Origin of the sequence: Paenibacillus sp. A3, assembly GCF_001399685.1 — a bacterium.
GTDB lineage: Bacteria > Bacillota > Bacilli > Paenibacillales > NBRC-103111 > Paenibacillus_G.
The window spans coordinates 1-5203 of sequence record NZ_JTHN01000118.1 but is presented as its reverse complement, the minus strand read 5'-3'; the positions used below and the strand labels follow the sequence as shown (position 1 = coordinate 5203).

Annotated in this window: 4 protein-coding genes; all 4 read right to left on the bottom strand. The window is 56.6% G+C overall.

Going from position 1 to position 5203, the window contains the following annotated elements; genetic code table 11:
• Positions 1–2307, bottom strand: a 2307-nt coding sequence (gene mutS / locus QJ48_RS18395) for a DNA mismatch repair protein MutS (protein WP_054975000.1), incomplete at its 3' end; no start/stop codon positions are given.
• A 190-nt stretch (positions 2308–2497) separates the two neighbouring features.
• Positions 2498–3973, bottom strand: coding sequence for a putative amidoligase domain-containing protein (locus tag QJ48_RS18390; RefSeq protein WP_054974999.1), 1476 nt, complete (start codon positions 3971–3973; stop codon positions 2498–2500).
• Positions 3974–4116: 143 nt separating this feature from the next.
• On the bottom strand, positions 4117–4683 hold the full coding sequence (locus tag QJ48_RS18385; RefSeq protein WP_054974998.1) for an outer spore coat protein CotE: 567 nt from the start codon (positions 4681–4683) through the stop codon (positions 4117–4119).
• A gap of 309 nt (positions 4684–4992) precedes the next feature.
• Positions 4993–5169: a hypothetical protein gene (locus QJ48_RS36990; RefSeq protein WP_157261680.1), complete on the bottom strand. Its 177-nt coding sequence runs from the start codon at positions 5167–5169 to the stop codon at positions 4993–4995.
• Positions 5170–5203: the final 34 nt, after the last annotated feature.

Sequence of the window (5203 nt, the reverse complement as noted above, 5' to 3'; positions counted from 1 at the left end):
GCTCGGGCTGGCGGCCCCGCGGATCCGGCGGCGCAGGAACGTGACCTGCTTGCCGCTCTCGTTGACCGCCATGCAGTAATTGCGCAGGCCGCCGAGGCTTTCTTCCAGATGCGCCAGCTCGTGAAAATGCGTCGAGACGAGCGTTTTGCAGCCGATTTTATCGTGCAAAAATTCGATGACCGCCTGGGCGATCGACATCCCTTCTCCCGTTGAGGTGCCCCGGCCCAGTTCGTCGATGATGACCAAGCTTCGCTCCGTCGCTTTTTCGGTCATCACTTGAATGTCCATCATCTCGACCATGAACGTGCTCTGGCCGCCGATCAAATCGTCCGCCGCCCCGATGCGCGTGAAAATCCTGTCGATCACCGGCACTTTCGCCCGCTTCGCCGGAACGAAGCAGCCGATCTGCGCCATCAGGCATATCATCGCCACCTGACGCATGTACGTGCTTTTCCCGGCCATGTTCGGTCCGGTGATCAGCAGCATGTTGCCGTCTTCGCGGGTCAGCTTCGTCTCGTTGGCGATAAATACGCCGTCCTCCAATACGGCTTCTACAACCGGGTGACGTCCCTCCTCGATTTCCAGCTCATAAAAGTCGCCGATTTCCGGGCGGGTAAACCTGTTCGAAGCGCTCACATGAGCGAGCGACTGGTACACGTCCACCGTCGCAATTAGCTCGGCCAGTTGCTGCAGCCGTGGAATATACGAAGCGATCTGGTCACGCAGTCCCACGAACAGCTCGTACTCGAGATCGACCATGCTTTCCTGCGCTTCGAGGATCAACGCTTCCTTCTCTTTCAGCTCCGGAGTCACGAACCGCTCGGCATTGGTTAACGTCTGCTTCCGCTCGTACCGGCCTTCTTCAAGCTGGGATAAATTGGATTTGGTCACTTCGATAAAATAGCCGAACACTTTGTTGAAGCCGATCTTCAGCGATTTGATGCCCGTCCGCTCCCGCTCCTGCTTCTCCAGCTCGGCAAGCCACTGTTTGCCGTTCGCACTCGCTTCGCGCAGTTGGTCCAGGCGGGCGCTGAGTCCGGCACGGATCATGCCCCCGTCACGGACGGAGACAGGCGGCTCGTCCACGATCGCTTCCGCAATCCACGTCATCAAATCCTGGCACGGATCGATCCGCGCCGCCAAAGCCGCAAGTGTGCGGGAACCGCTTGCTTCACATTGCTCACGGAGCGCAGGCACCTGCTGCAGCGACACCTTGAGCGCGACCAAGTCGCGAGCGTTGGCGCTGCCGTACGCGATGCGCGCCGTAAGGCGCTCCAGGTCGTACACTTCCTTGAGCGACTGCTTCAGCTCGTCGCGCACGATCAGCTGGTTGTACAGCCGGTCCACCGCTTCCAGGCGGTCGTTGATGTGCGCCGCATTCATCAGCGGCTTTTCGATCCAGCGGCGCAGCAGACGCCCGCCCATCGCCGTGACCGTATTGTCCAGCAGCCAGAGCAGCGTCCCTTTCTTGGAACGGTCGCGGACCGTCTCCACCAGTTCCAGATTGCGGCGGGTGAACGGATCCATCACCATATACTGGTTCGGCTCGTAGACTCGAATATGCTTGATATGCGATAACGAGCGCTTTTGCGTCTCCTGCAAGTATCCCATCAAAAGCGCGAGCGTTTCCCGGCCGCCTTCCGGCAAGGACGCCAGCTGCTTCTCCGAGAACAGCCCTTCCGGCGGCAAGCCGCCTCCGGATACGGGCTCGCGCGGCGTCATGACCACGGTTTTCAGCCATGCGGACGAGCCTCCCCGGATTTGCTCCAGCACCGCCTCGCTCCCGAGCAGCTCCGATGGATTATAAGCGTTGAGCTCGTCAAGCAGCAGCTCGAAAGAACCCGAAAGCCGCGTCACATACAGCTCGCCGGTGGAAATATCGCAAGCGACAAAGCCGTACCCGCCGCCGGAGAAGACGACCGCGACGATATAGTTGTTCACCGTCTCGCTGAGCGAGCGGGCATCCATCACCGTCCCCGGCGTCACGATCCGGACAATTTCCCGGCGCACGACGCCCTTGGCTTCCGCCGGGTCCTCCACCTGCTCGCAAATGGCGACTTTGTACCCTTTTTCAACTAAGCGCGCAATATAATTTTCCGCCGAATGGTAAGGCACGCCGCACATCGGGATGCGCTCTTCCCCGCCGCCATCTCGGCCGGTCAGCGTTATTTCCAGCTCCCGTGCGGCCAGCACGGCGTCATCGAAAAACATTTCATAGAAATCGCCCAAACGGAAAAACAAAAAGGCGTCCGGCACTTCCGCCTTTACGGAAAGATATTGTTCGATCATTGGCGTATATTTGGCCATACTTCATCCTCCAACTGCCTGTTTGCGTCTACACGTCCGCTTCCCCGAATCCGGCCCCTGAGCGGGCCGACCGGAAAACGGAAGTTATAACATGCCGGCCCCAAGCGGCCGACACGTTTCGCTCCTATATGTATCATGCTATTCTATCATTTCATCATTATAGCACGAATTGCTAGAGAACTCCCATCCTCTATCGGAAGGGAGAGATTTTCCACTTGGGACGGATATCCTCTTGCTCGTTCCATGATTTCATGCGGAGCATCATGCGCCGAAACGGCATTAAATAGTTCTCGTAACGCCCATACTCCGGTATTCTCTCCAAATCTCTCCAGAGCGAAGGAAGGAGCAGCCGGATGCGTTCCTTGTCACCGCGGTAATACGCCTTCACAACCTCCGGGTCGGACAAAGGCCTCTGCTTCAGCGCGCGGTCGTTCCCGGCCACAACCTTTGCCAGGGCCAGCACGCCCTTCGTCACCGCAGGCGATACCATCCAGCTCGGCAGCACACGGTATTCGAAGCCGCCGTGCTTCTGACGGCGGAAGTCGCCGAGAAATCCGTACCGCGGCTTGCGCGCCCCCGTCGTCTCCCCCTCCAGCAGCGTCAGCGGCAGCGCCACATAGTTATCCAAAGCGCGCAGCAGCCGGCTGCTCAGCTCTACGCCGCTGAAATGAATATGGCCGCCCAGCGGAAAACCGCGGACCGGCATGCCGCCCGCCACCCAGATCAGTTCGGTATCGGAGATGCGCTTGGCCGCGAGCTGCATCGTCCGGTGCAAATGAATGACCAGTTCGCGCACATCCGTGCTCGGCTGCGGACGCAGCTCGGCAAGCGCGAATATTTTTCTTCGGCCGGGCAAGACGATCGAATCGCAGCCGAACGGCCCGTCCTTCTCCGCGAACCGGGAGGCGAATGCCACCTTTCCCTGCCGGTTAAGCAGCAGAAACTCCGGGTCCGCGCCCAGCATGATATCCCCGCGTTTCGCGGCGGTCTTTTCTTCTGGCGGCTCACCGTATCGGTTCATCGCTTCCGCGAACAGCTCGGCCAGCCGCGGAGTCAAGAGCGGCACCGCCTCCACACCGCGCACCGCGAGGCTGCCGTCCGGCCTCACCCCGATCCGTACCACGCCGTAATCGAGCCCGAGCGCATAAATCGCTTTTACCGCTTCGCGCATCGCTTTAGTGCCGTAATAGCTCGGCTGCTCCCGCCCGATTTCCGCATAATCGGCTTCATCCCCTTCGCGCATCACAAGGCTCTCTCTAGCCTGACCTCCGTAAAACACGGTCTGCGGCTTATGGAACAGGGAGAGCGCCTGCAGATGAAACACGGGCACGACGAACCGGTGCGTCCAGCGGTTGTCTTGACGGCGTCCTCCGCCGCCCTCTCGTCCCGTTTGTCTCGCGTCGCCAGCCTCATGCTTCTCGAAGACGCAATCGATCCCGTGCAGCTCCAGCAGCTCCGCCGCGCGGTGCCCGTTCGCCGCCAGCAGCATGCTTTTCACCGGCTGCAGCACCTCTCTATCTCTACGGTCCGGATGATAGGTACCCCAATGGATCGTAACGCCCGGCTCTTCGGCTCCTTGCGGCGTTTTCGTTCCGTGCGGAATGCGAAGCCGTTCCAGCAGCAGACCGAGCGTCGGCTCGCCGGAGTGCAGCAAAAATGCGCGCATGCCGATTCCTCCCCCTACAAGTTAAGTACCGTCCTGGCTTATAACACCCGTTCTTGGGGTAAAAAATAATTGGGTTCAACCAACAAAAAAGAGGGCAAACGCCCTCTCCAACCTGCGACCGTTCGGCATATATTAACAACAAATCAGCTCAATTCCTCGTCAAGCAGATCGGGATCGAGATCCTCAAAATCGCCGTCTTCCACACCGCCGAAGTCCACATGCTTGTCGTCGTATTCGTCGCAGCCGTTCGGGCAGACAACGACGCACACCTTCGTTTCGGCGAACATTTCAACCTTGAATTCCCGCTCGACGCGAATCAGCACGTTATCTCCGTGCGAGGAGATGCTGGCTTCCACGCAGTTCGGTTCTTGCGTTGCGACCGCCGCCACTTCGGCCGTCGACGGTTTATGCTTCTTATCGAGGTAGTGGAGCGGCACCACTTCCACATAAGAAACGGTTTCTTTCGCGACATCCGTCTTGGTATTCCGGTCGTACGAATACCAGATGTTGATGTCGTAAGTACCTACCACTTCCACATTTTCCCCCGACTTCACCGCATCGTATTGGTTGTTGATAATCCAAGCACCCAGAATACTGGTCGGAGCATGAGGCGGAGTGACCGTGTTAGTTACTTGCGAAAATTTGCGTCCTTTGCCACAGACAGCCTTCGTATAGATCTCTCTGCACTGCAAATCTTTATCTAATGACATCCTTCTAACCTCCTCCATACAATCATTCATTACATTTGTATGCAGGACATAGGCGAATGTTGATTAATTGAGCGTATGAAAAATGATAACGTCTTGAAATTCTTTTAAAGAACACGGACTCCTTAAAAAAATCGTTCATAAATTTGGAGAAAAGAGCGCCACTGTAAAAAGGATTGAACCGCTGGTTCAATCCTTTTTACAATAGACCGCATTTCGACGGTTGCCCGCTACTTTTCTTATCTTTCAAAATGCAAAACGATACAAAATTTCGCGTTCATACCGCGCATGGAATTACATTAGACAATTAAATTATTTGCAGCAGCTAACACCAATCGGACTTGAAGGATTTAGTCTTGCTTTCGTTACTCCATCAAGAAGGCACCCTACAAAAGTAAAACAAATATCCGGGGCCTTTGCTTGTGCCGCAGCTTGTCCCTCAGCGGTTTTGGAGTCGACACCAATAAGTTTAGAGAATTTGTCCATCATTTCAATATACCTCCCATTAAAGTAAATTTATTAC

Bases quoted from the DNA above. Each gene is read 5' to 3' on its own strand.
- QJ48_RS18390 (WP_054974999.1), bottom strand. From the start codon at position 3,973: ATGCGCGCATTTTTGCTGCACTCCGGCGAGCCGACGCTCGGTCTGCTG.
- QJ48_RS18385 (WP_054974998.1), bottom strand. From the start codon at position 4,683: ATGTCATTAGATAAAGATTTGCAGTGCAGAGAGATCTATACGAAGGCT.
- QJ48_RS36990 (WP_157261680.1), bottom strand. From the start codon at position 5,169: ATGATGGACAAATTCTCTAAACTTATTGGTGTCGACTCCAAAACCGCT.